Annotated in this window: 28 protein-coding genes; 19 read left to right on the top strand and 9 right to left on the bottom strand. The window is 34.1% G+C overall.

What is annotated here, in order from left to right; all coding sequences use genetic code 11:
- Positions 1-202: 202 nt before the first annotated feature.
- Entirely contained in the window at positions 203-409 is a 207-nt protein-coding gene (locus ABID42_RS23480) for a hypothetical protein (protein WP_367285738.1), read from the bottom strand.
- 208 nt (positions 410-617) lie between these two features.
- Here ABID42_RS23480 and ABID42_RS23485 point away from each other — a divergent pair, with 208 nt between their 5' ends.
- The 4 genes from ABID42_RS23485 to ABID42_RS23500 all read left to right on the top strand — a co-directional run bounded on the left by ABID42_RS23485 (position 618) and on the right by ABID42_RS23500 (position 4670).
- Complete coding sequence (locus ABID42_RS23485) at positions 618-1697, top strand: LptF/LptG family permease (protein WP_323258693.1); 1080 nt, start codon at positions 618-620, stop codon at positions 1695-1697.
- A gap of 107 nt (positions 1698-1804) precedes the next feature.
- Positions 1805-2695, top strand: a complete 891-nt coding sequence (locus ABID42_RS23490) for a DMT family transporter (RefSeq protein ID WP_367285739.1) — start codon at positions 1805-1807, stop codon at positions 2693-2695.
- Between the two features lie 202 nt (positions 2696-2897).
- Positions 2898-3605, top strand: a complete 708-nt coding sequence (locus ABID42_RS23495; RefSeq protein ID WP_367285740.1) for a glycosyltransferase family 2 protein — start codon at positions 2898-2900, stop codon at positions 3603-3605.
- A 117-nt stretch (positions 3606-3722) separates the two neighbouring features.
- Entirely contained in the window at positions 3723-4670 is a 948-nt protein-coding gene (locus tag ABID42_RS23500) for a glycosyltransferase family 2 protein (RefSeq protein ID WP_367285741.1), read from the top strand.
- Between the two features lie 68 nt (positions 4671-4738).
- Here the strand turns inward: ABID42_RS23500 and ABID42_RS23505 are convergent, their stop codons facing one another.
- Positions 4739-5698 carry an AAA family ATPase gene (locus ABID42_RS23505; protein ID WP_323258697.1) on the bottom strand — a complete coding sequence of 320 codons (960 nt, stop codon included), beginning with the start codon at positions 5696-5698 and terminating at the stop codon, positions 4739-4741.
- Positions 5699-5822: 124 nt separating this feature from the next.
- Positions 5823-7031: a hypothetical protein gene (locus tag ABID42_RS23510; protein WP_367285742.1), complete on the bottom strand. Its 1209-nt coding sequence runs from the start codon at positions 7029-7031 to the stop codon at positions 5823-5825.
- Between the two features lie 203 nt (positions 7032-7234).
- Between ABID42_RS23510 and ABID42_RS23515 the strand changes: the two genes are divergently transcribed.
- The 8 genes from ABID42_RS23515 (at position 7235) to ABID42_RS23550 (ending at position 14193) form a co-directional block, all read left to right on the top strand.
- Positions 7235-7861 carry an ABC transporter ATP-binding protein gene (locus ABID42_RS23515; protein ID WP_367285743.1) on the top strand — a complete coding sequence of 209 codons (627 nt, stop codon included), beginning with the start codon at positions 7235-7237 and terminating at the stop codon, positions 7859-7861.
- Between the two features lie 3 nt (positions 7862-7864).
- A complete protein-coding gene (locus ABID42_RS23520) occupies positions 7865-9118 on the top strand; it encodes an ABC transporter permease (protein ID WP_367285744.1) in 1254 nt (417 codons plus the stop codon).
- Between the two features lie 187 nt (positions 9119-9305).
- Positions 9306-9773, top strand: a complete 468-nt coding sequence (locus ABID42_RS23525; RefSeq protein ID WP_435521494.1) for a DUF3299 domain-containing protein — start codon at positions 9306-9308, stop codon at positions 9771-9773.
- A gap of 305 nt (positions 9774-10078) precedes the next feature.
- Positions 10079-11698 (top strand): acyl-CoA carboxylase subunit beta, encoded by a 1620-nt coding sequence (locus ABID42_RS23530; protein WP_367285745.1) that lies wholly within the window; start codon positions 10079-10081, stop codon positions 11696-11698.
- A gap of 306 nt (positions 11699-12004) precedes the next feature.
- Positions 12005-12187, top strand: coding sequence for a 50S ribosomal protein L33 (rpmG, locus tag ABID42_RS23535; protein WP_184135005.1), 183 nt, complete (start codon positions 12005-12007; stop codon positions 12185-12187).
- A gap of 121 nt (positions 12188-12308) precedes the next feature.
- Positions 12309-12461, top strand: a complete 153-nt coding sequence (locus ABID42_RS23540; RefSeq protein WP_309924211.1) for a DUF4295 domain-containing protein — start codon at positions 12309-12311, stop codon at positions 12459-12461.
- Between the two features lie 194 nt (positions 12462-12655).
- Positions 12656-13627, top strand: a complete 972-nt coding sequence (ftsY, locus tag ABID42_RS23545) for a signal recognition particle-docking protein FtsY (RefSeq protein WP_323258703.1) — start codon at positions 12656-12658, stop codon at positions 13625-13627.
- Between the two features lie 8 nt (positions 13628-13635).
- The gene (locus tag ABID42_RS23550; protein WP_367285746.1) at positions 13636-14193 is read left to right on the top strand and encodes a hypothetical protein; all 558 of its coding nucleotides are present in this window, start codon (positions 13636-13638) and stop codon (positions 14191-14193) included.
- A 69-nt stretch (positions 14194-14262) separates the two neighbouring features.
- Here the strand turns inward: ABID42_RS23550 and ABID42_RS23555 are convergent, their stop codons facing one another.
- Positions 14263-15936, bottom strand: a complete 1674-nt coding sequence (locus ABID42_RS23555) for a glutamine--tRNA ligase/YqeY domain fusion protein (protein WP_367285747.1) — start codon at positions 15934-15936, stop codon at positions 14263-14265.
- Between the two features lie 303 nt (positions 15937-16239).
- Here ABID42_RS23555 and ABID42_RS23560 point away from each other — a divergent pair, with 303 nt between their 5' ends.
- Positions 16240-16524: a TIGR03643 family protein gene (locus tag ABID42_RS23560; RefSeq protein ID WP_323258706.1), complete on the top strand. Its 285-nt coding sequence runs from the start codon at positions 16240-16242 to the stop codon at positions 16522-16524.
- Between the two features lie 292 nt (positions 16525-16816).
- Positions 16817-17284, top strand: a complete 468-nt coding sequence (locus ABID42_RS23565) for an Lrp/AsnC family transcriptional regulator (protein ID WP_323258707.1) — start codon at positions 16817-16819, stop codon at positions 17282-17284.
- A gap of 76 nt (positions 17285-17360) precedes the next feature.
- Here ABID42_RS23565 and bshC read toward each other — a convergent pair whose 3' ends face one another.
- The gene (bshC, locus tag ABID42_RS23570) at positions 17361-18908 is read right to left on the bottom strand and encodes a bacillithiol biosynthesis cysteine-adding enzyme BshC (RefSeq protein WP_367285748.1); all 1548 of its coding nucleotides are present in this window, start codon (positions 18906-18908) and stop codon (positions 17361-17363) included.
- A gap of 505 nt (positions 18909-19413) precedes the next feature.
- Here bshC and ABID42_RS23575 point away from each other — a divergent pair.
- Positions 19414-20445, top strand: coding sequence for a PorP/SprF family type IX secretion system membrane protein (locus tag ABID42_RS23575; protein WP_367285749.1), 1032 nt, complete (start codon positions 19414-19416; stop codon positions 20443-20445).
- Between the two features lie 2 nt (positions 20446-20447).
- On the opposite strand, the gene ABID42_RS23580 is transcribed toward ABID42_RS23575, so the two are convergent.
- Genes ABID42_RS23580 through ABID42_RS23590 form a run of 3 tightly spaced genes read right to left on the bottom strand, consistent with a single transcriptional unit; the run spans position 20448 to position 21909 of the window.
- The gene (locus ABID42_RS23580) at positions 20448-20783 is read right to left on the bottom strand and encodes a hypothetical protein (protein WP_367285750.1); all 336 of its coding nucleotides are present in this window, start codon (positions 20781-20783) and stop codon (positions 20448-20450) included.
- 16 nt (positions 20784-20799) lie between these two features.
- A complete protein-coding gene (locus tag ABID42_RS23585) occupies positions 20800-21264 on the bottom strand; it encodes an NADH-quinone oxidoreductase subunit A (RefSeq protein ID WP_367285764.1) in 465 nt (154 codons plus the stop codon).
- A gap of 27 nt (positions 21265-21291) precedes the next feature.
- Positions 21292-21909, bottom strand: coding sequence for a DedA family protein (locus tag ABID42_RS23590; protein ID WP_323258711.1), 618 nt, complete (start codon positions 21907-21909; stop codon positions 21292-21294).
- Between the two features lie 303 nt (positions 21910-22212).
- Here ABID42_RS23590 and ABID42_RS23595 point away from each other — a divergent pair, with 303 nt between their 5' ends.
- A complete protein-coding gene (locus tag ABID42_RS23595) occupies positions 22213-22722 on the top strand; it encodes a DUF192 domain-containing protein (RefSeq protein WP_367285751.1) in 510 nt (169 codons plus the stop codon).
- A 108-nt stretch (positions 22723-22830) separates the two neighbouring features.
- Here the strand turns inward: ABID42_RS23595 and ABID42_RS23600 are convergent, their stop codons facing one another.
- Positions 22831-23382: a hypothetical protein gene (locus tag ABID42_RS23600; protein WP_367285752.1), complete on the bottom strand. Its 552-nt coding sequence runs from the start codon at positions 23380-23382 to the stop codon at positions 22831-22833.
- Between the two features lie 120 nt (positions 23383-23502).
- On the opposite strand from ABID42_RS23600, the gene ABID42_RS23605 reads away from it, so the two are divergent.
- The 3 genes from ABID42_RS23605 to ABID42_RS23615 all read left to right on the top strand — a co-directional run bounded on the left by ABID42_RS23605 (position 23503) and on the right by ABID42_RS23615 (position 25991).
- On the top strand, positions 23503-23910 hold the full coding sequence (locus tag ABID42_RS23605) for a MerC domain-containing protein (protein ID WP_367285753.1): 408 nt from the start codon (positions 23503-23505) through the stop codon (positions 23908-23910).
- Positions 23877-25085, top strand: a complete 1209-nt coding sequence (locus ABID42_RS23610; protein ID WP_367285754.1) for a GTP-binding protein — start codon at positions 23877-23879, stop codon at positions 25083-25085. Before ABID42_RS23605 ends, ABID42_RS23610 begins: the two co-directional genes overlap by 34 nt.
- A 495-nt stretch (positions 25086-25580) precedes the next feature.
- The gene (locus ABID42_RS23615; RefSeq protein ID WP_323258715.1) at positions 25581-25991 is read left to right on the top strand and encodes an RrF2 family transcriptional regulator; all 411 of its coding nucleotides are present in this window, start codon (positions 25581-25583) and stop codon (positions 25989-25991) included.
- The last annotated feature ends 59 nt before the right edge of the window (positions 25992-26050 follow it).

Consider the following 26050-nt stretch of genomic DNA (forward strand, 5'->3'; position numbering starts at 1 on the left):
TTCAACATAGGAGCAAAAATACCATTCTCCCCAGTAAGAGGTTTGCCAGAATAAAGACCTTTTATCGCTTCTTGCTTAAAAGTCTCAAAATCAAATGTGTCAGGACTGTCCATAAAATTGTGTCTAAGTAAAAGTAAACCTTTTTAAGTTCTAAATCAGATTGACACAGTTTAATGAACACTCCCTCTTAAAACCATCTTTTTTAATCAAAAACAAGCTTGAGCCTATCTAAAAGAATGAACAAGCTATCTTTTAGATAGGTCGTTGGGTCTTTTTCATAGCTTGTTCCATCATTTTGATAGGTGAAGCTATCTAAATGATAGGTTGACGCATCTTTTTTGCGGTTTTTTGCGTGAAAAAGATAGGACAACCTATCTCGGAAATAGGACTTTCCATCTTTTTCACGCAATTTTCCGTATAAAACTGAATAAAACCGCAGAAATACAAATCACCTAAAGTTTCTTAGATACAGTCTTAATTCCTTCATCGAGTGCTTATTAACAATTTTTAATCCTGCAAATGATGACTTCAAACCTGAGAGTTTTTTTTTATTCGTAGCTTTGTAAAATATTATGATTTGAATAGCTGCGGTTGGCGCTATTGTGACTTACAGAAAAATGAAAATTCTTGATTTATACATCATTAAAAAATTCCTTACAACGTATTTTTTTGCCGTGTTAATCATCGTCTCTATTATTATGGTGATTGATTATACTGAAAAAATCGACAATTTCATCGATAATAAAGCTTCTCTTCACGCTGTTCTAGTTGATTATTATCTCAATTTTATTCCTTATTGGGCTAATTATATTAGTCCGTTAATGGTGTTTATTGCTACGGTTTTCTTTACCGCCAATTTGGCTGCTCGCACCGAAATTATTGCGATTCTGAGTACTGGAGTAAGTTTTACTCGTTTTATCCGTCCTTATATTATTGCTTCTTCCATCGTTGGGATTCTTACTTTTTTTATGGTTGGTTGGGTAATTCCTAATGCCAATAAAACCAGAATTGCCTTTGAAAGAAAGTACGTAGTAGGTTCATATTATTATAGTGGCAGAGATGTGCATATCAAAATTGGTCCACACGATTACGCCTATATGGAAAGCTACGATACAGGTTCGCAAACGGGTTATAAATTTTCTTTAGATAAAATTGAAGGACATGAATTAAAGACCAAATTACTTGCCGACCATATCACTTGGGATTCTACCAGAAGAAAATGGTCGATTTTTGATTACCGAGTAAGAACTTTCTTACCTGATGGCAAACAAAAATTAACCTACGGAACAAAAATTGACACAACTCTCAATTTACTTCCTAAAGATTTTGAAAGTACTTATCAAATTCATGAAACCTTAACTAATTCTGAACTAGAAAGAACCATTAGTCAAATCAGAAGTCGTGGAGCAGATGGCATTGAGATTTTCTTGATTGAGAAATACTTACGTTTTGCCAATCCATTTGCCGTAATTATTCTGAGTGTTATTGGTGTAATTGTTTCTGCTCGTAAATCAAGAGGCGGAGTAGGTTTTCAAATTGCTTTGGGCTTTATGTTAGCCTTTTTGTATATTTTATTCTTTATGATGAGTAAAGGAATTGCACAATCTGGCGGAATGCCTCCGCTCCTAGCCGTCTGGTTGCCGAATTTAGTTTTTACAGGTATTGGCGTCATTCTATATTATACCGTGCCAAGGTAGTGCTGAATTTTAAAAGATTTTTTTTCAATAGGGTCGGAATTAAGTCCGCCCCTATTGAAAAAGGAACATCAATACATTTTTTAACTTGATTTGCTATTAAACACTTCATGAAAACAAACAGTATAAAAGATTATTTCCAACTCCATTTAGTCGTACTTATCGCAGGATTTACGGCAATTTTGGGTGCATTAATTTCTGCACATTCTTTAAGTGTTGTCTTTTTCAGAACACTGCTGGCATCGGGAGGTTTGTTTATTTATTTATACTTGAAAAACGTTTCCATCAAAGTTTCAACCAAAGCTACTTGGCAATTATTAGCAACGGGCGGTATCATTGCTTTGCATTGGTTTACGTTTTTTTATGCTGCCAAAATATCAACCGTAGCTATTTGTTTAGCAGGTTTTTCAACAGGCTCATTGTGGACAAGTTTGCTAGAACCGATTTGGGATAAAAGAAAAATCAGGGTTATAGAAGTTGGTTTGGGCTTGATGGTAATTGTAGGTTTGTACTTGATATTTTTGTTTGAAGTAAATCATATTCTGGGGCTTTTTGTAGGTGTTTTCTCAGCATTTCTGAGTGCTCTTTTTTCTGTAATCAATTCCAGATTTGCCAAACATCATAGTCCACAAATCATTACTTTTTATGAAATGTTGGGTGCTACCATTTTTACTTTTCTGCCAGTTGTATATTTGTTTTTTGAAGGAAGTGTAGATTTCAAAATCATTCCACAAGGTTTAGATTGGCTTTGGATATTGATTTTAGCATTGGTTTGCACAGTATATGCTTTTGCAGAAGGAGTAGAATTGATTCGGAAGTTTTCAGCCTTTACTTTCAATCTTACTTTAAACCTTGAACCCGTTTATGGTATCATTTTAGCCTATTTAATTTTCGGAGAAAAAGAACAAATGACTACCGGTTTTTATGCAGGTACATTCATCATTTTGGCTTCTGTTTTAGTTTATCCATTGCTCAAAAAGAGTAAATTCTCTAAAAACTGAGTCCGCTGGCAAGGAAAATCAAATCAGGTTTTGGAATACCAAAAGGCTTAATCTAAACTTTTTACGCTATATTTGAGGCTAATTATAATTAAGGTTTATCGTGTACAGAACGATTTGATTCATTTCTCTATAACAGAATCTATTCAACAACACATTCTTTACTTGTTTATACCGATAAACCAATCCTAAATTTTCTTACTCAATGAAACTTTCTATTGTCATTCCTTCTTATAATGAAGCCAAAACCATCCATTTAATTCTTGATAAAGTCAGGGCATTACAATTGGTAAATGACATCGAAAAAGAAGTAATTGTGGTTAATGACTGTTCTACAGATGATACAAATACTGAAATAGAAAAGTACATCAATCAACATAATTTCCCGATTAGTTATCATAGCCATGCTGTTAATCAAGGTAAAGGAGCAGCCATTAGAACTGGTATTCAAAAAGCAACTGGCGATTTAATCATCATCCAAGATGCCGATTTAGAATATGACCCTAACGAATATAATATCTTGTTGATGCCAATTGTCAATGGACATGCTGATGTTGTTTATGGCTCAAGATTTGCCAGTGGACGTGCCCACAGAATTCTATTTTTCTGGCATACAATTGGGAACAAATTCCTTACTTTTTTAAGCAATATGCTTAATAACTTGAACCTTACCGACATGGAAACTTGCTACAAACTGTTTCGTGCCGATATTATCAAAGGGATTCGTTTAGAAGAAAATCGTTTTGGTTTTGAACCAGAAGTAACTGCTAAAATTGCACGAATTAAGAATATTCGTATTTATGAAGTAGGGATTTCGTACTATGGAAGAACTTATGCAGAAGGTAAAAAAATAAACTGGAAAGATGGTTTCAGAGCGATTTATTGTATTCTTAAATACGGACTTTTCAAATAACAATTTATATTGACAAGTAGCATTTGTAAAATAAACGACTAATTTGGATGAAATTCACAATTCATCACACATAATTCTTAACGCTGACTTGCCTTCACCCACAAACATTTTAATTCCTTGAAAACCCCTCAAATTTCAATTATCGCCCCGCTCTATAACGAAAGTGAGACTTTTCCATTTTTAATAGAAAGGTTAAATAACTTAATGGATTCGGTTCAAGAAAGCATTGAAATTGTTTTGATAGATGATGGAAGTCGTGACAACACAGCAGAGCTGATGCAGGCTTTGGCTTTGGCAGACGAAAGATATCATTGCTTATTTTTAGCCAGAAATCACGGACACCAATTAGCCCTTACTGCTGGTTTGGCAGTATCAAAAGGTAGCGAAGCCGTCATGGTAATTGATGGCGATTTACAAGATCCACCAGAATTATTAACCGAATTTTATCCTTATTTAAAACAAGGTTATGATGTTGTATATGCAGTACGCAAACAACGAAAAGAGAATTTTGTAAAAAGAAGCGCTTATTATCTTTTCTATCGCTTACTGAAAAGTATCGCTTATGTGGATATTCCATTAGATAGTGGTGATTTTGCTTTAATGAGTCGCAGAGTAGTCAATATCATGAATAAAATGCCAGAGGAAAGTCGCTACTTAAGAGGAATGCGTACTTGGGTTGGCTTTAAACAAATTGGTGTTGAATATGCACGAGAGGAACGCCATGCAGGAGAATCAAAGTATTCTTTCAAACAACTTTTCAATTTAGCCTACAGTGGCATTTTTAATTTTAGTGAATTCCCAATCAAATTTGTGTCACGCTTAGGAGTATTTTCAATTATTGTTTCATTGATTTACTTTATCAGCGTATTGATTAAGAAGTATTATTTCCAAGAAGTTATCGAAGGTTTTCCTGCTTTGCTCTTCATGATTATACTGTTTAGTGGTGTACAATTATTTGCATTAGGAGTACTTGGCGAATATATTCTTCGGGTATTTTTCCAGTCTAAAAACAGACCATTATTCATTATCAAAAGCGAAATTCACAACAAGGAATTTGTAGAATAAATCATTTAGTGATGAATATTTACTTGGCAAAAATAAGGGGAATGATTTTGAAATCATTCCCCTTATTTTTATCTACCGATAGCTACTCTTCTCAGAATGGTATCAATTACTTGCATTGTTGTAATACCATCTGCTTCGGCTTCATAATTGAGCATAATCCGATGGTTCAGTACATCTGGTGCAATTTCTTTAATATCTTCTGGCAATACATAATCTCTCCCATCCAAATATGCCAATACTTTTGCAGCCAAATTCAAATTGATACTTGCACGAGGCGATGCCCCAAATTGTACATAACGAGCTTCCTCTCTGAGTCCATAATCACCCGGTTTACGAGTGGCAAAAATCAGTTCGATAATATATTTTTCAAGCGTTTCAGAAATCGTAATATCGTTAATCTCTTTTCGTATTTTAAAAATGTCTTCTTTATCAAGAATTGCCTGAGGCTGATAATTAAAATCCATGTTCGACATCTTCCTCATTACTTCTAACTCTTGCTCTTTATTCAAATAATCCACAAAAACCTTTAGCATAAATCTATCCACTTGTGCTTCTGGCAAAGGGAAAGTACCTTCTTGCTCAACAGGGTTTTGGGTAGCTAATACCAAAAAAGGTTTATCAAGCGGATAAGTAAAATCACCAATGGTTACTTGTTTTTCCTGCATCGCTTCCAACAGCGCAGATTGAACTTTGGCAGGCGCACGGTTTACTTCATCAGCCAAAATAATATTGGCAAAAACAGGACCTTTTTTCACTTCGAAATCATCTGACTTACGGCTGTAAATCATCGTTCCAATCAAATCGGCAGGAAGTAAATCAGGCGTAAACTGAATTCTATGAAAATCTAGTTTAAGAATTTTTGATAAAGTGTTTACAGATAATGTTTTAGCCAAACCCGGCACACCTTCCAATAAAACGTGTCCGCCAGTAAACAAGCCAATGAGTAATCGATTCGTCAATTTTTCATGACCAACCACTACCTTACCCATTTCTTCAAATACTTGATTTATTTTTTCTCTTGAAGTCATATATTATATCAAGGTAAGTTTTATACTGTCTTTATTAAATCAAAAAACACAGCATTTACCTTATCAAAGCCTTTAAAATTGTTCATTGTAAAGCAATTTTACGAAAAAAAATTGTAATAGCCTCTCATTTATTTTTCCAAAGAGCATAACTAAGCGCAAGCGAAACCTTTTGGATATTACCAGCAACATAATAATTAATATTAAGTCCAGGTCCTGTTCTGTTATAAGATAATTCTACATTTATTCTATTAAATTTTGCACCTAATCCCAATTTATAACCTAACTTATCTCCTAAACCTTCATAAAAAAAATCTGCTTTATTAGCATTTAGTCTTTTTTCAAACGAAAACCCTGAACTAAGATAAATATCAGTTTTTTTAGGTTCATTTTTATAGAATGAATATTGAGGACCGATACTTACTCCTAAAAAAGATACATCACTTGGTGTTAAAGTACTTTTATAAAATTGTATATCTTCTTCAAAATAATTGTAAGACAAATCTATTTTCACTCCTAATTTATGTCTCTTTGAAGGTAAATCAAACAAACCGCCAATCCCAAACGAAGCTGATTTTAAATCTGCTTTTTTGTAGTCATTTGTATAATAAAAAACTGCTCCTTCAATGTTGTAATTATAAGTTCCTAGTGCTGCACTAAGGAAAAAAGTAGATTTAAATTTCTCTTTACGTGATACCTGAATAGGTTTATTATCCCCAAAAAAGATATTGTATCTCATTACCAAAGGAATTAAATCTGTTTCTTGATATAAATACTTGAACATTGTTCCCGAATAGTTTGAACAATCTTCACATAAATCATATAATTGCTGATTATAAGTATCAAGATGTACTTCATAGGTTTTAAAATTTATCGTTCTTAAAAAACGATGATCTATAAGTTCTTGAATTGGATTGTTGAGCTTCTCAATAAAATAGTGTATTTTGTCTTTTCCATCCTTCAAATAATATAAACTTAATCTTCCTTTTACCAACTGTTTAAGTAACAAAGTTGTATCCACTAAAACTCTATCAAATTTCTGCAACAACTCTGTTGAAGTATTCGGTGTAATATCCAAGGAGATTTTCTTGCGTACATAAGTTACTTCATTACTAATCACAAAGCTTTGAACATCACTTAACCTGTAACTTACTTCTTGGTCGTCTTTTTTAAATGTGATTCTCAAAGGAGAAGTAGCCCATTTTTTGTTGTCGATTTGTCCTTTGATGGTATCGTTAGTATTATTAACAACATAACCCGCCATAAACTCTTTTTGAGCTTTAATGGAGTAAAGTGATAGAACAGTAATCAGTACAGTTAATAAGATTCTTTTCATGGAGAGATTTTGATAAAAGTGCGATTATTAAATTGTGTATAAAAGTATTTTACCAAAACTAGACGATAAAATTCGTAAAAACAATTGTATTTAAACCGCTTTACCGACCTATCCATTAAATTCCCATAGCCTAAATATTAAACTATTCTTCAAACTTCTTGCAATATCATTGCATTGGTTATCTTTGTAAAAACATCAACAGCATGATAGCCACCCAAAACTTAACCTTCTCTTATTCCTCTGAAAAGAGCTTTACTTTTCCAGATTTTTCCTGTTCAGACCGTGAAACAATGCTTATTTTGGGTAAATCAGGAAGAGGTAAAACTACTTTTTTACATTTAATGGCTCTTTTATTGAAACCTTCGGGCGGTAAAATTCAGATTAATAACCAAGAAATTAGTGATTTTTCAGTCAGTTCAGCAGCAGATTTCAGAGCAAAAAATGTAGGAATTATTTATCAAAAACCACATTTTGTTCATTCACTTTCGGTATTAGAGAATTTACTCTTGGCGAATTATTTAGCAGGAAAATCACAAGCAAAAGACCTCGCCAAACATTTGGCGGAAAGCTTGGGCTTTGCCGAACATTTGCATAAAAAAACCACACAATTATCACAAGGTGAACAGCAAAGAGTAAGTATCGCCAGAGCTTTGATGAATAAACCTTCAGTGATTTTGGCAGACGAACCTACTTCAAGTTTGGACGATGACAATTGCTTGAAAGTAGTGGATTTATTGAAAAAGCAAATTGAAGAAATTGGAGCAAGTTTGGTTGTAGTTACACACGACCAACGCCTAAAAGATGTGGTGGAAAAACGTATAAATTTATAGCAGATGAACTTACTAAAAATATCTTGGAGTAACCTTAAAGACAAGCCACTTACCAGTTTTTTAAGTATTTTATTAATGGCTTTGGGTATTGCCATTATTTCGTTGTTGCTCTTGGCTGGTAAACAATTAGAGGAAAAATTTACCAGAAATGTAGCAGGAATTGACATGGTTGTTGGGGCAAAAGGGAGTCCGCTACAATTAATTTTAGCCAGTATTTACCAAATTGACGCTCCGACAGGGAATATTTCTTTGGACGAAGCCAACCGTCTTACTCGTAATCCTTTAGTAAAATCTGCCATTCCATTATCTATGGGCGATAGCTATCAAGGTTATAGAATTGTAGGGACAAACGAAAAGTACCTACAACATTTTGAAGCTGAATATGAAGCTGGAAAAGTATTTTCGGGAGCAATGGAAATGGTTGTAGGTTCAAAAGTAGCCAAGAATTTGGAATTAAAAGTAGGCGATAGTTTTGCTTCACAACATGGCTACGATCAAGAAGGAGACGTTCACGAAGAGAAGAAATTTAAAGTAGTTGGTATCTTGAAAAATACCAATTCGGTACTCGACCAATTGATGGTAACGCCACTTGAAAGTGTTTGGGCAGTACATGATTCCCACCACGAAGAAGAAGCTGGCAAAGGAGCGAATGCTTTGAAGCTTTTAGAAGAAGAAACAAGTATGGACGAAGAACATCATCATGAAGAAGAAGCTAAAGAAATTACTTCAATGTTGATAAAATTCAGAAATCCAGCGATGGGTATGATGATGGCAAGGAGTATCAATCAAAATACTACTATGCAAACGGCTTCGCCTGCTATCGAAATCAATCGTTTGTTTGCTTTGATGGGTTTTGGAATTGATACTTTAAAAATTATTGCTTTGGTCATCATCATTGTTTCGGGTTTGAGCGTATTTGTTTCACTGTACAATTCCCTCAAAGAGCGAAAATATGAGATGGCGCTGATGCTTTCGATGGGGGCAAGTAGAACCAAATTATTCTTTCTTTTACTCTTGGAAGGATTGATTATCAGCATCATTGGATTTGGGTTTGGAGTAGCATTAAGTAGGCTTGGGCTTTGGTTGATGTCGAAAAATGTAGAACAAAATTTTCATTACGACTTCAACGTTTTATCTTTGTTAACAGAAGAGTTCTGGTTACTCCTCGGAGCCTTATTTATTGGGCTTTTAGCAGCAGCCATTCCATCTTTAGGTATTTACAAAATTGATATTTCAAGAACTTTAGCGGATGAATAGCTTTTTAGCTGTGAGCTATGAGCCTTGAGCTATGAGCTTTAAGTCTTCATTTTTTTAGCTCAAAGCTCACAAAAAAATCAGTAAAACTAAATAAACCCTAAGCTTTGAGTAATCAAAATTTTAGTTCATAGCTCACAGCTTATGGCTCATTGCTCAAGGCTAACAACAAATCAACAAAAAACTAAAAATGAAAATAAAATCATTACTCGTATTCGGTGTTTTATTCTTGGCTTTATCGGCCGCAACACCTATGAAAAAGCCTTTTGCTTTACCCGCAGAAAAACTTACTTGGGATGTTTTAAAAGACGTAGTTTTCAAGAAAAAATGGTATCCACAAGAATCTATCTTCATGCTTTATCCAACTTTTGGTCCAGCCGTAAAGAAGTTAGAAAATAAAGAAGTAATCATCAAAGGCTATGTAATTCCTGTTGATGCCGCCACCAATATGTATGTACTTTCGGCATTTCCATACAGTCAATGTTTTTTCTGTGGTGGTGCAGGGCCAGAATCTGTAATGTCGTTAAAACCTAAAAAGGGAGCAACTCATAAGTACAAAACGGATGAAATGCACACATTCAAAGGCAAGTTAAAATTGAATGCTGATGATATTTATGAGATGAATTATATTTTAGAAGAAGCTGATTTAATCGAATAATAAACCATATTTTTATCGAAGCCAGAGGAATCAATTCTTCTGGCTTTTTTTATGTCTTAATATTTAGAAAAAGTTTTTTAGTTTTTATTCAACCAAATAATATTTTGATTATAAAGCGAAAACAAATTCTTAGTACATCAAAATACAAATCCTCCAACATCATAAAATACTTTATCCAACTTATATCCAAATATTCTACTGAAAATCTGTTTTTATAAACAAATTACACTATCAAAAAATAATTGTAAATTATCCACCAATAATACCATTTACAATTCATCAATAATCTCAAATCGTCCTAAATTATGTCTATATCAAATAAAGTATTTCATGAACAATTGCTTTCGGAAATGAAGCAACGTTTAGTAAAAATAAAAGAAGGTGGTGGTCTTAAAAATATTCAAAAGCAACACGAACGTGGCAAATTAATCGCTCGTGAACGCATTGATTATTTAATAGATGAAGGAAGCGAATTTCAAGAAATTGGCGCTTTTGTAGGATATGAAATGTACGAAGAATATGGCGGTTGTCCAGCGGGCGGAACAGTTGGCGGTTTAGGTTATGTTTCGGGACAATTGTGTGTTATCGTTGCCAACGACCAAACTGTAAAGGCAGGTGCATATTTTCCGATTACGGGAAAAAAGAACCTTCGTTTTCAGGAAATTGCCATGCAAAATCAATTACCAATCATTTACTTGGTAGATAGCGCAGGCGTTTTTTTACCGATGCAAGACGAAATTTTTCCAGACAAAGAACATTTCGGTAAAGTATTCTACAATAATTCTATCATGAGTGCGATGGGAATCACCCAAATCTCTGCTGTGTTGGGAAGTTGTGTGGCAGGTGGTGCTTACTTGCCAATCATGTCGGACGAAACGCTAATGGTAAAAGGACAAAGTTCTATCTTTTTGGCGGGACCTTATTTAGTAAAAGCTGCCATTGGTGAAGAAATTGATGCAGAAACTTTAGGCGGAGCCAATACGCATAATGCTATTTCGGGCAATGCCGATTATCAGTTTGATACCGAACAAGAATGTCTCGACCAAATCAAAAGAACAATCGGTAAATTAGGACAATTTGAAAAAGCTGGCTTTAATAGAAGTACTCCAAAGAGTCCGACGAAAAATTTGGAAGAAATATTGGATATACTTCCAGAACTCAGAACCAAACCATACAATATGCGTGAGATTATTGAACGTTTGGTAGATGATTCTGAATTTGATGAATTTAAAAAAGAGTATGGAAAAACAATTATTTGTGGCTATGCTCGCATTGATGGCTGGGCAGTTGGTATTGTGGCGAATCAGCGATTAGTTATCAAAAACACTAAAGGTGAAGTACAAATTGGTGGAGTAATTTATAATGATTCAGCCGACAAAGCCGCTCGTTTTATCATGAATTGCAATCAAAAGAAAATCCCTTTGATTTTCTTGCAAGATGTTACAGGCTTTATGGTCGGTAGCCGTTCAGAACATTCAGGAATTATTAAAGATGGTGCTAAAATGGTGAATGCAGTGTCTAATTCTATTGTTCCAAAAATCACGATTATCATTGGAAATTCTTACGGAGCGGGCAATTATGCCATGTGTGGCAAAGCCTTCGACCCACGTTTTATTTATGCTTGGCCAAGTGCAAAAATTGCCGTAATGGGCGGTGAACAAGCTGCGCAAACTTTATTACAAACCCAAGTAGCGTCGATGAAAGCGAAAGGAAAAGTAATCAGCAAAGAAGACGAAGATAATATTTTGAAGGAAATCAAAGACAAATACTACACACAAACTACACCTTATTATGCTGCTGCAAGATTATGGGTAGATGAAATTATAGAGCCATTAGCTACGAGAAGTATCATTTCAACAAGTATTGCAGCGGCGAATCATTCACCAATTACAAAAGAATTTAAAACAGGTATTTTACAAGTTTGATTATCAAAATCTTGAAATAATACAGATTTTAAGAAGCGAAGAAGCGTTGAAGAGGCGAACAAATATTCTCGAAAAATGAAAGATTCAAAGATAAATTGGGTTAAAAAGGGCTAAAATTGACTATTTTTCACTTTATACAAATATTTATTAAAAACTTTTGAAAACATATTTGTCTAAAACTCAAACATTTACTACCTTTGCAGTCCTGTTTCAAAGACACATCTTCGTTTTTCAGTTTGATTGGGTTGTAATTTACTGATAATCAATAGAAAACGATTTTTTATAACCAATTAAGCAAACAAAGCAATGGCTAAGAAAGGCAATAGAATCCAAGTGATTTTGGAATGTACTGAGCAAAAAACTTCAGGCGTTCCAGGGATGTCTCGTTACATCACTAAGAAAAACCGTAAAAACACTACAGCTCGTTTAGAGTTGAAGAAATACAATCCTTTCATGAAGAAAGTGACTGTTCATAAAGAAATTAAGTAATTCATTTAGTTGTCAATTACAAGTTATCAAGTCTGTGTTATCGTAATTGCTGAGTTTGCTCATCAATTAGGTTGTAATCAGTCGATAACTCAAAACGGATAACAATAACTTATACAAAGAAATGGCAAAGAAAGTAGTTGCAACCCTTAAGAAAGAAGGTGGCGTAAAATACGCAAAAATCGTTAAAGCAGTGAAAAATCCTGCTACTGGTGCTTACACATTCAAAGAAGAAATCGTTCTTCAAGACGAAGTAGCAGCAGCGTTGAAAGGTTAGTCTTTTCGACTTTAAAGAAAGTCCCCTATCTAAATAAAGTTAGGGGACTTTTTTTGTTTTATATTTGGAAAATTTGTAGCTTATTTAATATTAGTTTAAAGAGAAAAAATTGGGTAATTTCAGCTAATGATATTGAATCTCCAATAGTTGACTGCTACAAACCAAAACGATAACTGAAAACTGATAACCAAAACATGGGCTTATTTGATTTTTTTAAGAAAAAAGAAACCTTAAATACCGAAGAAAAAGAAACGCTTGATAAAGGATTAGAAAAAACCAAAGAAGGGCTTTTTTCTAAATTGAGTAGAGCGGTGGTCGGCAAATCTAAAGTCGATGAAGAGGTATTAGATGAATTAGAAGAAATTTTAATCTCTTCGGATGTTGGCGTTGATACAACCCTTAAAATTATCCGTAGAATTGAAGAACGTGTAGCCAGAGATAAATTTGTAACAACAGCCGAATTAGACGGATTACTCAGAGAAGAAATTGCTGAATTATTGGCACAAAATAAATCTGACGATGTTTCAAATGCCTTCAAAGCAAATGTGAAGCCTTATGTGATTATGGTTGTGGGCGTCAACGGCGTTGGTAAAACAACTACCATTGGAAAACTGGCTTCGCAATTTCATAAAGCAGGAAACAAAGTAATATTAGGTGCAGGCGATACTTTTAGAGCCGCTGCTGTTGACCAATTGAAACTTTGGGGACAAAGAGTAGGCGTAACGGTAATCGACCACGGAATGAACAGCGATCCTGCTTCTGTGGCTTATGATACCGTAAAACAAGCAGTTGAACAAGAAGCTGACGTTGTAATTATTGATACGGCTGGGCGTTTGCACAATAAAGTAAACTTGATGAATGAGCTTTCTAAAATCAAGCGTGTGATGCAGAAGTTTTTACCTGATGCTCCTCATGAGATTTTATTAGTGTTGGATGGTTCTACAGGACAAAATGCTTTTATCCAAGCACAAGAGTTTACAAAAACTACCGACGTTACTGCTTTGGCTATCACTAAATTAGATGGGACTGCCAAAGGTGGTGTAGTAATCGGAATTTCAGACCAATTTAAAATTCCTGTGAAATACATTGGTGTGGGTGAAAAAATAGAAGATTTACAGGTTTTCAATAAAAAAGAATTTGTTGATTCATTGTTCAAGAGAAAATAATCTTTGATATGATCAAAGTAAAAATCTTCATACTCATTCTAGGGTGCCTTTCGATGATTGGTACTTTTGGACAGAAGACCAAGAAAAAATTAAAAAGGAAAATTACACTGCCTTCTTCTGTACAAAAGATAATTTCAAACAACGAAACATCCACTGGTGCTAAAGCAGACTCCAGTAGTTCGGCTTTGGTACAGCAGGGAATTTGTGGAACTATTTTCTGGAAGGCTGGAAATATGATGCCTTCACCTGATAAACCAACACCGAAAGCCAAACCAGCACAAAGAGAATTAGTTGTTTACGACCTTACCAATACCGCAGAAACAACCCGTGAAAACGGTTTTTATCAAACCATTGCTACCAAATTTATTAAAAGTGTAAAGTCTGATGAAGATGGTAAATTTTGTGTAAGCCTAGAAGAAGGACGATATTCTTTATTTGTTCGTGAAGGCGATAAAGGATTATACGCAAACTCATTCGATGGCAATGGTAATATTTTCCCCATTAAAGTAAGTAAAGACAAAATATCAATTACTGTTTTTACGATTGATTATCAAGCTTCTTACTAAAAGAGAAAGGTTGCTAATATTTGTACAAGAACAAATATTAGCAACCTTTTTTATAGCAAAGAATCCTTATTACTTACTTTTCTCTTTTACCCAAGTATCTTTCAAGCCTACGGTTCTATTGAAGACCAAGTGTTCTTCTGTAGCATCTAAATCTAAACAGAAATAGCCTTTACGCATAAATTGGTAATTGGTTCCTACTTTCGCTTCTTTCAAACTAGGTTCTACAAATACTTCAGGAAGAACTGTCAAAGAATCTGGATTGATAAATTTCTTGAAGTCATCTCCTACTTGCGAAGCATCTTCCAAAATCAATAATCTATCATAGATTCTTACTTCTGCTTTTACGGCATGTTGAATTGACACCCAGTGAATCGTGCCTTTTACATTGATACCAGAAGTATCAGAACCCGAACGGCTTTCTGGAATATAACTACAGTGAAGTTCGGTAATATTGCCAAATTCGTCTTTGATGAAATCATCACATTTGATGATATAAGCACCTTTTAAACGAACCATTAAACCAGGGCCTAAACGGAAAAATTTCTTCATTGGTACTTCCATAAAGTCGTCTCGTTCAATATAAATCTCACGACTAAATGGTACAGCACGACTTCCTGAATTTACGTCTTCTGGGTTGTTCTCTACTTGTAATTCTTCTACTTCGCCTTTAGGGTAATTGGTAATAACTACTTTTAATGGGTCTAAAACCGCCATTACTCTCGTAGCCAATTTATTCAAATCCTCTCTAACGCAGTAATCTAATACTCCTACGTCGATTAAATTATCTCTTTTGGCAACACCGATTTTCTCGCAAAAATTACGAATTGACGCTGGCGTAAAACCACGACGACGCAATGCCGAAATCGTTGGCATACGTGGGTCGTCCCAACCATCTACCACTCCTTCGTTCACTAATTGAAGTAATTTGCGTTTGCTCATTACTGTATGAGTAAGATTCAAACGGGCAAATTCGTATTGATGCGAAGGATAAATGCCTAATTTTTCGATAAACCATTCGTATAATGGACGATGAACATCAAACTCCAAAGTACAAACTGAATGAGTGATTTCTTCGATAGAATCCGACTGACCATGGGCAAAATCATACATCGGATAAATACACCAAGTATCACCAGTACGATGATGCGGAGCGTGTTTAATACGATACATCAAAGGGTCACGCATGTGCATGTTCGGATGCGCCATATCAATTTTAGCTCTCAATACTTTGGCTCCATCTCCAAACTCACCAGCTCGCATTCTACTGAACAAATCTAAATTTTCATCCACAGTACGATAACGGTAAGGGCTATCTTCACCAGGGAAATTAGGATTACCTTTTTGAGAAGCGATTTGCTCAGACGTTTGGTCATCTACATAAGCCAAACCTTTTTTGATAAGTGTTACAGCAAACTGATAAAGGCTTTCAAAATAATTAGAAGCATACAATTCTTCGCCAGCCCATTCAAATCCAAGCCAACGTACATCGGCTTTGATAGAATCTACATATTCTGTCTCTTCTTTTTCTGGATTAGTATCATCAAAACGAAGATTCGTTTGTCCGCCATATTTTGCAGCCAAGCCAAAGTTCAAGCAAATTGATTTAGCATGCCCAATGTGTAAATATCCATTAGGTTCAGGTGGAAAACGAGTCAAAACACGTCCACCGTGTTTACCCGATTGTAAATCTTCTTCTACAATTTGTTCAAGGAAATTAAGTGATTTTTTTTCTTCTTCTGCCATAAGCTGAATCGTTATCAATTTGTTGGTTATCGCATATTAGCATTTGTTTTGCTAATTAACAAAATCGTGACAAGACTATCTTACGAAATTACGGATTTTTTAGGGAATGAATCAGCGTTTTCTAGCAAATCAGATTTAAAAAACATTTTTTAGCTACGAAGGTTATAAGCAATGGGCTTTAGAATGTCAGTGGAACGAGTTTCCAACTCATAACTTATACATAGTTTAAAAATATCAACTATCAGAATGACCATTGTTGAAACGATTTCCGCAATCACAACTCACTAATTTATAAACATAACATTGAAAGATTTATTACTTAACGAACAAGATATTGATAGAATAATTGAAATGGCATGGGAAGACCGCACTCCATTCGACGCCATTCTGGTACAATTCGGACTGAAAGAACAAGAAGTAATAGAATTGATGCGAAGAGAAATGAAAGCCTCGTCGTGGCGAATGTGGCGTGAACGTGTACAAGGCAGAGCAACGAAACATCAAGCTAAAAGTCTTGCTGAAGACTTTCGTTTTAAATGTACTTTGCAAAGAAAAATTTCTTTCAACAAAATTTCTAAGCGAAAGTAGGCATTTATACAAAATAAGATTCTGTTTTGAATTTTCCTATTTTCATTTATAAATTCTGTTTTCACAGAATTTTATTAATAGATAGGTATATAATTACCGAATAATAAAAATATTATTCTAAAAAACTGCTTTTTTGTAGAATTTCTTATAAAAATCACAAAAAAGCTATTAGATTTGCAATAGATTTCCTATCGCACTAAAAATAACCCATTACTAACAATCATGTAATTCTGAAAACCATTGAAATTATCAATGGTGTTTTTGGCTTTCATCAATTCTAAACTCCGAAGAAATGAGTATTAAACTAGATCAAATAGACCATAAAGTATTAGAAATTTTACAACAAAATGCTAAAATTACTAATGCACAATTATCAAAAGAAATAGGACTATCACCTGCACCAACACTTGAACGTGTTAAAAAATTAGAAACTGCGGGGATTATTGAAAGTTATCACGCACAATTAAATCGTGAAAAAGTAGGCTTAGGAGTTACCACATTCGTTACTGTTACTTTAATTGGACATAAAAAACAAGTAACAGAATCGTTCGTTGCGCAAATCAACCAAATTCCAGAAGTCATTGAATGTCACCACGTTACTGGTTCTGGAGATTTCTTATTGAAGATAATTGCTAAAGATATTGCTTCATACCAAAAATTGATGCTTGAAAAAATCAATGAAATTGAAGAAGTTGCAGGTACACAAACGATGGTCATTTTATCAACTTTCAAAGAAAGTAAAGTATTGCCAATTCCTTGAATATCATCCAAAAAGGCATAAAAAAAGAGGAAAGTATCACAAGGATACTTTCCTCTTTTTTTATGAACAAATGTTTTTATTCTTCTATAATTACATAAAATTTAAAATTCAGCGGGTCGAAAACTTCCGAAACTTGATTTAAAAATTCAGGATTATTCAAATAGAAATTCAAGAAGTTTTCGCTTCGTTCCTGTGGCGTTCCATTCGGGAAAAGCTTTTGTTTTACGCCCAAAAGCTGATTTACTTCTGTTTCATGATTTCTTTCCTCAGCCTTTTTCAAACGCTTTTCTAAGTTTTCAAGGGCATTCAATACTTTTTGTTGTTCGCCTTTTACTGCACCTTCCAGTGTTTTATCAATTTTAACAGCTTTCGCCAAAATTTCATCAAAAACCTGCACAAAAGCATTACTCTCGTTTGATAAGCTTAAACTGTTTTCAGTATGTTTTTCAATGAAATTCTTTTTCAAACTAATTTCATCTAAGAATAAATCTTCGCTCGTTAAATCCAATTTTTCCATTTTCTTGGCTGTTGCTTTGTTAACAACCAAACAAAAATTCCGTGGCATTAAAATTGGAAATTCAACTTGATGAAAATCAAAAATACTCTTCAATTGCAACCAGTAAGGCACTTCAGACGGTCCGCCTATATAAGCCAAATTCGGAAGAATTACTTCTTCGTAAACAGGTCTTAATACCACATTCGGACTAAACTTTTCTGGTTCATTCTCAAGTATCGTCATTATTTCTGTTTCAGAAAAAGATAAATCAGTATTGAGAACTTTATAAGTATTTTCTTCTTTTACGATGCGTTCACGCAGACCATTATCCAAATAAAAGAAGTTGATTTCACGTGGGGAAATTTGGGTTTTATAACCCAAAGATTCGAGATTTTCAGAAGTTTTTGAGACAACATCAAAAGCGGTGTGATGCAGTAAATCGTTTTTAATAATGGGTGCAAAAAGTTTTTTCAGGTTTCTATCATCAGCATCAATACAAACTAAACCTTGGTTTCCGAACAATTCGTTAGCGTAACATCGGGCAGCATTTGCAAGTGTTTCGCTATTCAGATAAGCATCTTTGAAAACAGCAGGACATTCAGCCATTTCTGTTATCAAACTTTCCAATTCCTTAGGATTCATTCTTCCAACTGCCCCTTTTTGAGCCGTTTCCCAAGCTAGTTTTTTTCCGAATAAAGAAAAATGATTGATTTCTGCAAAATCATGGTCTTCGGTTGCCATCCAATAAACTGGCACAAAATTGTACTCAGGAAAGGCTTTTTTTAGCGATTTTGCCAAGTTAATCACCGTAACCAATTTATAAATCACATAAAGTGGTCCAGTAAAAATATTAAGTTGGTGTCCAGTTGTAACCGTGAAAGTATTTTCTGATAAAAGAATATCAAAATCTGGGTAATTACCTATACCTGAATACTGCTGTTTTAACGTTTCTACTAAAACTTTGCGTTTAGTAACATCAAACTGTTTGAGTGCAATTTGTTTTTCAAAACCTTGAATGGATGGATAATTCTCGTAAAAATCTTTCGTTTTTGTGTTTTGATTGATGAAGTCTAAGAAAAGAGACGAAAATTGATTTACGGTCTCTAAAGGTAGTTGATGTATTTGCATTATTGCCTTATGCGTTTGATATGTAAAATCCAGACAGTCTTGTTTGAATTACAAGTTTAACGTAGAACTTTTAGACTTTGTTCTTTTCCTATAAAAAATTCAACAAAAAAGCCTTTAGAAATTTCCTAAAGGCTTTCGATATTCTCCATAAGCTATTTAATTATCTTTAATTTTCATGAAATGTATTTAGAATATACTTCATGAAAAATCTAATCGTCGTTCATTTTCATTTACGTGATAAAAAGGAATAAGGTTTCAAAACAATCAAATTATTTTACTTATATCTTTGATTATTAATTATTTAACTCAACGACAATAAACTAAGCTCTTTCCCCTATTCTATTTCCAATCAGCCTTCTGCTTAAGCCAATTTACCCCATAAATTATCTACAAGTACTCTAAGAGACATCAAATCCTTTAAAAAGGTTGGACTGTTATTAGAATATTACCAAAAAAACTTCTTTAATTCTTATCTTTATTTTAAAATGTGAACTTCATCGCTCTTATGCAAAAAATTATACTTGTCTTTTTGATGATTACTGCTCATTTTTGGGCAGTTGCACAAACCAAACCACAGTATAGTCAATACATGATGAACAGTTATTTAATCAACCCAGCCGTTTCGGGGATTGAAGACTATACAGATATTAAAACAGGTTACAGAAATCAATGGACAGACTTTGAAGGCGCTCCACTTACTTATTATGTTTCGGCACATTTAGCAATTGGCAAAACAGATATTACAAGTACTGGAGCAAGACCCAACTTTAGTAAATCTATTCGACGCCCAATGGCACTTTCAAATAATTTCAACGGTTCTGCCAAAGTACCAGCTCATCATGGCATTGGCTTTATCTTGGTTGCTGATAAAACAGGAGCAAATACTCAGAATAGTTTGAATCTGAGTTACGCTTTACATGTTCCAGTAACCAATAAAATTAAATTATCTGTTGGGTTTTCGGGTGGAATCTCACAGTATGGTGTTGATTTTAGTAAAGTACAAGTAAAAGACAACCCAGATCAAGTAATTGTTGCAGGCTCTAAACTGACAGCCATTCAGCCCAATCTGAATGTAGGCACTTGGTTATACTCCAAAACTTTTTTTGTTGGAATTTCGGCGAATCAATTTATTTTCAACAGCTTTAATTATAAAAATAAAGACAACAATACTCAAAGTTGGATTGGAAACGCCGTTCCGCATTACTTTTTAACAGCAGGTTTCAGACAAGAAATTAGTAACGATTGGACGATTATCCCTTCTACGCTCATCAAAAGAGTCGCACAAGCTCCTTTAAGTTTTGATGTAAATGTGAAAGCTGTTTTCCGAGATAGATTTTGGTTCGGAACTTCTTACAGACATAAAGATGCTTTTGTAGGGTTGTTAGGCGTAAATATCAGCTCCTTAATTAATTTAGGTTACTCTTACGACTTTACTTTATCGGGCTTGAAAGAACGTTCGAGAGGCTCACATGAAGTTGTAATTGGCGTAATGTTGAACAATCGCCGACGAGTACTTTGTCCGCAAAATTTATGGTAATCTTATCTATACTTTACAAAACTCCATTTTTTACGACTGGTTAAATATTGTAGATTTTCGTCATTTTCATAAGCTTCCTTTTCAAAAATAATATTTTGGTAAGCTTGATGATGATTTTGTCCTTTAAATCTGTTCCAACAATACGCCAAAAAATACCAACAATAAAAAGGCAAAATGAATAATTCCATTTGTTGAGCAAGATGAATACGCTCATGATTCAGCAATACTTCAGGAGGATTTTTTGATTTGACCAATACAAACGGAAAAATCGCCATGCCATCAACATTTAGAAAAGGACAATAAATGGTAAAAAAGAAGGCTTTTCTACGATTCTCCAAGATGTTAATGATTTTACTAGCTATACTTTTGATTGATTTTATCGTAAAGTGATGTTGGAATCTTTGATTCGTATTCGGTAGTTTTTACTTCAGGGCGCACCCAATCTAAATGTCCTTTTATCCAAGCATAAGCCAAACCAATGAGTAATACGCCTACAAACACAAACATTTCGACCAGCGAAAACCAACCCCACAAACCATCTGTTTCAGCAATTAGTCGCTTATTTCCGAAAACAGTTGCCCAAGGAAATAAAAAGATAAGTTCTACATCAAAAAGGATAAAAATCAAGGCGATTACATAAAAACGAATGTTAAAACGGACATTGGCGTTTCCGTCTGGTTCTTCACCAGATTCATAAGTAGTGAGTTTTTCTTCATTCGGACGATTAGGACGAATGAGTTTTGCGAGAAACAAAATTACAGCAACAAAAACTATCGCTGAAATGATAAAAAGTAAGATATAACCAAAATCTGTAAGCATTGTCATTGAGAATCTCGTTCTGAGATTTTATTTATTCCGAAAATTCAGATACCCTTTTACCACTGTAAAAGTAGTAATTGCTAAAAAGAAAAATATGACGTAATGAACGTAATTGATAATCCAAGGGAATTCTACGCCAAAATAATAACCGCCACCTACTAAAGAACCCACCCAAACGGCTCCGCCAACGACATTATAAAAAAGGTATTTGGGATAATTCATTCGACTAATTCCTGCCAAAATTGGCGCAAAAGTACGAATGTATGGTAAAAATCGACAAATTATTAAGGCTTGGCTACCGTACTTTTCAAAAAAATCACGAGTAGAATCCAAATGCTTTTGCTTGAAATACCAAGTATCTGGTTTATTTTCGAGATTACTCCCAAAAAACCGCCCAAACAGAAAGCCAGTCAATGAGCCCAAAACAGCCGCCACAAAAAGGTACAATAAAACTGTTCCGATAGCATATTTCAAGAAGCCTGTTCCTACAAAAACACCCGTTAAAAAAAGCAGATAATCCCCCGGAAGGAAAAAAGCAAAAAACAATCCGTTTTCGGCATATACTACAAAGGTAATCGCAAAAAGACCCGCACCAATGATTTCTTTAGAATCAGATAAGTATTTAATGATTTCGGATATGTCCATTTTAAAGTAGATGAAATGCCTTTTGGGCTGAAGTATAAAAATACTTTTGTCTATAAAGAGGCTTTTTTCAACGTTAGTTAAAGTATAAACAGTTTTAATGTTAAAATTAGTCTGCCAATCTGTTTAATTGTATTGTTAAAATAGAATTTTTATGCCTTTAAAATAAAATGATTGGGCAAGCGTTTTCGTTGAAATTGGATATATAACAAGTAAAATTACTTAAATTTCAATCAAATTTTCTAATCCTAAAATCATTAATTAATCTAATATTACTCAACAACATACTTTCCAGAATTATATACGATGAAAAAAGCAATTATTATCTTTTTAGTACTTGTACTACTTTTGGGTGGTTTCTTCTCTTCAAGCTTAATTAGCTATTTCAATACGCCTTCTACCGAAACTGAAACAGCAATTACCAGTCCAAATACAGATATTGCTGAACCAGTTTTTACTAAAGAAGGAGAATTGGAATTTGTGAGAATTAAAGAAAAGTTAACAATAGAAATTGCAGATAATGACAAAGAAACTGAGCAAGGATTAATGTTTCGTCGTTCGATGCCTGATTCTTGTGGCATGTTATTCGTCATGCCCAACAATGAACCACAAAGTTTTTGGATGAAAAATACTTTTATTCCGCTAGACATCATGTTTTTAGATGAACAAAAGAAAATCGTAACGATACAAGCCAACAGAATTCCATTTTCAGAAGAAGCGATTCCATCCTACGAAAATGCAAAATATGTATTAGAAGTAAATGCAGGATACTGCAAAAGGAAAGGAATTGAAAAAGGAGATTTGTTGAAATTTTAAGGAGGTTTTGTCAAGTCAGAGACAAGAAGCAAGAGACAAGAAATAAGACTAAAGTATAATAGCTCTCTTTTATCTTGTCTCTTGCTTCTTGCTTCTTGCTTTTAAAATCTACTTAACCTCCACGTCAAACGTTCCATCAAAATCTGTGCTACCAACTGTAAATGAACCATTTTTAACTGGAGTACCATTTACTGGTGGTTGGTGATGAAGTACAACTTGTAACTTCCCTGTGCCAGCGGCTGACGTTTTAACTGTTGCAGTCAAACCCACATCATAACCTCTTGAATCTTTATCTTTCCCAGAAAATGTCAATAATGAAGTAGGATTAGAAATGTACTCAAACAAATGTTCATCTTTTTGTTCGTCAATTTCTTCTGTAATATTTTCAACTGGCGATTTTGTTTCATCTAAAATCGCTACTGCTAAAGTGTAAGTCTTATTTGCTTCTAAAGAAATCTTATCAATCGTTGGCGCATTTCCTCCAGTTCCATCAAGGTCTTTGAACGAAAATGTTTTCGTAACGCCATTCTCTGTAAATTTCAAACTTACCGTTGTTAAGTTTTCATTGTCTTCTTGTGGGATAGGTTCATCTTTTTTGCAAGCCGAAAGCAAAACCATTGCTATCATTGGCGTCAAGAGTAATCTTTTTGTCAATTTCATATCTGTTGATTTTCATATAATTGCAATACTGTTGCAAAGATAATATTTGTTCTGAATATTTTTGCACTATTGTTGCGAAAATAAAAATCTTCCTTCTATATTTGCAACATTGTTGCAAATATGAAAAATTCAATCTCAAAATATCTTTACGATTACTTAGGCATAGCAGGTTCAGGAATCTGCCTTGTGCATTGTTTAGCCACACCGATTGTGATGTTCGTTAAAACATTTTATGAAACCAAAATGGATATTTCATCTCATGAAGGAATCCATTATTGGGATTACTTATTCCTAACAATTTGTTTCATCGCTGTTTATTTCACGACTAAAGAAGCTACTTCTTCCAAAATAACTATTGCCTTTTGGAGCTTCTTCGTACTTTTTGCCTGCTCCATTTTGTTCGAAGAAGATTTCAAGTACTTGAATCTAGTAGGCTATTTTTCGTCAATTGCTTTAATTATCACTCATTTAGTCAACCTTAGAAATTGCAAGAAATGTCACATAAAAAACTCCCAGTTACAGTCCTAAGCGGTTTTTTAGGCGCAGGAAAAACATCTTTACTCAACCATATCTTACACAATAAAGAAAACCTGAAGGTTGCCGTCATTGTAAATGATATGAGTGAAATCAATGTAGATGCCCAATTGGTAAAACAAGAAAATACTTTATCAAGAACCGAAGAAAAGTTGGTCGAAATGTCTAACGGCTGCATTTGCTGCACACTTCGTGAAGATTTGATGCAAGAGGTAGAACGTTTAGCCAAAGAAAATCGCTTTGATTATCTTTTGATTGAATCGACAGGTATTTCCGAACCTCTGCCAATTGCGCAAACATTTAGTTATGTAGATGAAGCAAATGGTATTGATTTATCTAAATTCTCAAGACTTGACACAATGGTAACCGTAGTTGATTGTTTCAATTTTGCGAAAGACTTTGGTTCAATTGATACCGTTTGGACACGTGGAATGAATGATGAAGACCCAAGTGATGCTAGAGCAATCGTGAATCTTCTGACAGACCAAATTGAATTTGCCAACGTAATCGTGCTGAACAAAACCGATTTACTTGACCAGCAGAAACTTGGGGAATTAAAAGCAATTATTCAAAAATTGAACCCAAATGCGAAAGTACTCCAATCGTCATTTGGAAAAATAAACCCAATTGAAATTCTGAATACTGGCATGTTTGACTTTGAAGAAGCTTCTACTTCAAGCGGATGGATAGAAGAATTAAATAAAGCAAAGCATACACCCGAAAGCGAAGAGTATGGCATTAGCTCGTTTGTTTTCAGAGATGCCCGTCCTTTTCATCCAGAAAGATTCTGGAATTATATTAATAATTATTGGCATGGAGGAATTATCCGTTCAAAAGGTTTATTCTGGATTGCTTCACGACCAAAAGATGCACTCAATTGGGGACAAGCTGGTGGTTCTGTACGAGCAGATTCAGCAGGTACTTGGTGGGCAGGAGTACCATCTTGGGAAAGAATATGGTATCCTGCTTGGAAAGAAAATCAAGAAATCATCATGCAACGTTGGGATGAGCGATTTGGCGATAGAGTAAACGAATTGGTAATTATCGGTCAGGATTTAGATAAAGAAACCATCATTGAAGAATTAGAAACGTGTATTTGTACAGAAGATGAAATCATGTTGATGGAAAAGAGAGGGAAATTCACAGATCCATTTCCAACATTTCAATAAAAACTTAGTAAAATAAAGGTAGTGTGATACACAAACCCACAGACTTCTAGTTTGTGGGTTTTGTTCTATCTATATAAATTTCAAAAAGCTGCTACACATCTATTGCAGAAATCTGTACAAAAAAATCCCCAATTTGACTCAAAATTCACACTATCGAATAAAAACTGTGGATTTTCTCAGAAAAAGTATTGTGAAAAATTTTCATGAATGCTTGAAAATAAAAGCAATCAGCCTCATTTTCCGAAAAACAAATAAAAGCATATAACTATTTTATGATATTATTTATATTTTTCGAGAGCCCCTCAAAATTATTTGGTTTCTATGAATTATCAATCGTATTATAAATTATGATAATTTATGTACTTTTGTCTATCAATCGAATGGAATTCCTGAACTTAGTAGATATAATATTAGCTTTTCACTAAAAAGTGCAGGCATAAAATGTTTCATTACAAGTATTTTATGGACGAAGCAAAAAATTAAAACTTCATCATTATGATTTCTAAAAAAGCTAAATATGCTTTGAAAGCCTTAAAAGTACTAGCTCGTGAGTATGAAAAAGGGCCATTACTTATTTCAAATATTGCTGAATCAGAAAATATTCCTAAGAAATTTTTAGAAGCAATCCTCCTTGAATTACGCAATCATGGGCTTTTACAAAGCCAAAAAGGAAAAGGCGGAGGCTATTATTTGAGAATTCCACCAGACCAAGTAAGTTTTGCTAAAATCATTCGTATCATCGATGGTCCAATTTCACCAACTTTATGTGTTTCATTGCATTTCTACGGAAAATGTGATGACTGTGGAGATGAGGAAAGTTGTTCATTAAGAAATGTTATGGAAAAATGGAGAGATGCCAATCTAGCCGTTTTAGAAGCCAACACATTGATGGATTTAGTGAAATAAAAATAGCCCTAGTTTTAGCTAGGGCTATTTTTATTGATAAAGTTAACAACTTACTTTTC

The sequence above is a fragment of the Arcicella rosea genome, assembly GCF_040543805.1.
In the GTDB taxonomy this organism is placed as follows: Bacteria; Bacteroidota; Bacteroidia; order Cytophagales; family Spirosomataceae; genus Arcicella; species Arcicella rosea.

Excerpts from the sequence above, each read along its gene's own strand:
- ABID42_RS23520 (WP_367285744.1), top strand. The coding sequence starts at position 7,865 with ATGAACTTACTAAAAATATCTTGGAGTAACCTTAAAGACAAGCCACTT.
- ABID42_RS23605 (WP_367285753.1), top strand. The coding sequence starts at position 23,503 with ATGAAAAATTCAATCTCAAAATATCTTTACGATTACTTAGGCATAGCA.
- ABID42_RS23615 (WP_323258715.1), top strand. The coding sequence starts at position 25,581 with ATGATTTCTAAAAAAGCTAAATATGCTTTGAAAGCCTTAAAAGTACTA.
- ABID42_RS23525 (WP_435521494.1), top strand. The coding sequence starts at position 9,306 with ATGAAAATAAAATCATTACTCGTATTCGGTGTTTTATTCTTGGCTTTA.
- ABID42_RS23505 (WP_323258697.1), bottom strand. The coding sequence starts at position 5,698 with ATGACTTCAAGAGAAAAAATAAATCAAGTATTTGAAGAAATGGGTAAG.
- ABID42_RS23495 (WP_367285740.1), top strand. The coding sequence starts at position 2,898 with ATGAAACTTTCTATTGTCATTCCTTCTTATAATGAAGCCAAAACCATC.
- ABID42_RS23550 (WP_367285746.1), top strand. The coding sequence starts at position 13,636 with ATGATCAAAGTAAAAATCTTCATACTCATTCTAGGGTGCCTTTCGATG.
- ftsY (WP_323258703.1), top strand. The coding sequence starts at position 12,656 with ATGGGCTTATTTGATTTTTTTAAGAAAAAAGAAACCTTAAATACCGAA.
- rpmG (WP_184135005.1), top strand. The coding sequence starts at position 12,005 with ATGGCTAAGAAAGGCAATAGAATCCAAGTGATTTTGGAATGTACTGAG.
- ABID42_RS23530 (WP_367285745.1), top strand. The coding sequence starts at position 10,079 with ATGTCTATATCAAATAAAGTATTTCATGAACAATTGCTTTCGGAAATG.
- ABID42_RS23575 (WP_367285749.1), top strand. The coding sequence starts at position 19,414 with ATGCAAAAAATTATACTTGTCTTTTTGATGATTACTGCTCATTTTTGG.
- ABID42_RS23515 (WP_367285743.1), top strand. The coding sequence starts at position 7,235 with ATGATAGCCACCCAAAACTTAACCTTCTCTTATTCCTCTGAAAAGAGC.
- ABID42_RS23595 (WP_367285751.1), top strand. The coding sequence starts at position 22,213 with ATGAAAAAAGCAATTATTATCTTTTTAGTACTTGTACTACTTTTGGGT.
- ABID42_RS23565 (WP_323258707.1), top strand. The coding sequence starts at position 16,817 with ATGAGTATTAAACTAGATCAAATAGACCATAAAGTATTAGAAATTTTA.
- ABID42_RS23490 (WP_367285739.1), top strand. The coding sequence starts at position 1,805 with ATGAAAACAAACAGTATAAAAGATTATTTCCAACTCCATTTAGTCGTA.
- ABID42_RS23540 (WP_309924211.1), top strand. The coding sequence starts at position 12,309 with ATGGCAAAGAAAGTAGTTGCAACCCTTAAGAAAGAAGGTGGCGTAAAA.
- ABID42_RS23590 (WP_323258711.1), bottom strand. The coding sequence starts at position 21,909 with ATGGACATATCCGAAATCATTAAATACTTATCTGATTCTAAAGAAATC.
- ABID42_RS23610 (WP_367285754.1), top strand. The coding sequence starts at position 23,877 with ATGTCACATAAAAAACTCCCAGTTACAGTCCTAAGCGGTTTTTTAGGC.
- ABID42_RS23600 (WP_367285752.1), bottom strand. The coding sequence starts at position 23,382 with ATGAAATTGACAAAAAGATTACTCTTGACGCCAATGATAGCAATGGTT.
- ABID42_RS23555 (WP_367285747.1), bottom strand. The coding sequence starts at position 15,936 with ATGGCAGAAGAAGAAAAAAAATCACTTAATTTCCTTGAACAAATTGTA.
- ABID42_RS23585 (WP_367285764.1), bottom strand. The coding sequence starts at position 21,264 with ATGCTTACAGATTTTGGTTATATCTTACTTTTTATCATTTCAGCGATA.
- ABID42_RS23510 (WP_367285742.1), bottom strand. The coding sequence starts at position 7,031 with ATGAAAAGAATCTTATTAACTGTACTGATTACTGTTCTATCACTTTAC.
- ABID42_RS23485 (WP_323258693.1), top strand. The coding sequence starts at position 618 with ATGAAAATTCTTGATTTATACATCATTAAAAAATTCCTTACAACGTAT.
- bshC (WP_367285748.1), bottom strand. The coding sequence starts at position 18,908 with ATGCAAATACATCAACTACCTTTAGAGACCGTAAATCAATTTTCGTCT.